The 935-nt window shown below is 59.5% G+C and carries 1 protein-coding gene; it reads right to left on the bottom strand.

Annotation, left to right across the window (positions count from 1 at the left end; all coding sequences use genetic code 11):
* The coding region (locus tag LC419_RS24300; protein WP_223609621.1) for a replication initiation protein at nucleotides 1-783 on the bottom strand (783 nt) is incomplete at its 3' end.
* Between the last annotated feature and the right edge of the window lie 152 nt (nucleotides 784-935).

The following is a 935-nucleotide window of genomic DNA, read 5'->3' as shown; positions in this document are numbered from 1 at the left end:
GTACACGACGGCGCCGTCGCTCCACATACGCGATTGGGTAGTGATCCAGCGGTGGATGCTTTTAGCTATCTGCCGCGCTTCGTTAGCCGGTAGTGGTTCGGTGAAGTCATCGTTCAGATTTTGTACGTGGGCGCTGATAGCTTCGCGTAGGCCGTCTGAGTCTCCGAAGTGTTTGCGTACCTCGCGGTAAGCCCATGTGCGTGCTGTTTCGAACAGCATGCAGTTGCGGCCCAGGCCTACCGGTGCTTTCCTGCGGGTGCGTGCCCACGTTGTCGGTCGCATGAAGTCAGCTTCGGCCAGATGGTGCGCCAGCTCGGGCAGGCTGTAGAGGTGTTCGGTGTTCCAATTCGTTGTCCAGTCCGCGTGGACTGGGTTCTTGGTGATCAGTCCTGAGTAGCCGGTGTCTCCGTCGACAGACCTGCGTAGCCCCTCGGTAACTGCTGCTGCGTAGGCCAGTGGCTTGCGTCGTGCGTACTCGGTGCGTGTGACAGGCTCGTTGAGTGCCCAGACGGCGTGTGCGTGGCCGTTTTGTGGGTTTTCGACTACTGCATTAGGTAGCCAGCGTTTGCGGTTCCACATGGCGCGGTAGAGGGCGTCTTCGTGGTCTATGTCTACGACGAGCAGATTCGACAGCGCGCGCGGGTTCGCTTCGACATAGCGCCGGCTGAACGCCAGAGGGCGTTTCTGCCGGTAAAGGCCGGCGGCAAGGCTGTCGGTGACCAGTGGCAAGTGTGGGAGCCACATTTGATCCCAAGTGGTGGCTTGCTGGACGGTTGCTGTCATGGTTTCGACTTTTCCACGACTTGGCAGACAAGTGTGGGAGATACCTAGGCGTGTTACAAGTTAGCGGTTAACCAAGTCAGATGTTTCCCCCCTCCTCGGAGCTTCCCGGAGATGTAGCGAAGACCTCTAGCGCTTGCGGCAGCCCCCGCTAC

Origin of the sequence: Chryseobacterium sp. OSA05B, from assembly GCF_019970065.1 — a bacterium.
GTDB lineage: Bacteria > Bacteroidota > Bacteroidia > Flavobacteriales > Weeksellaceae > Chryseobacterium.
The sequence above is the reverse complement of the archived record's forward strand: the minus strand, read 5'-3'. Positions and strand labels throughout refer to the sequence as shown.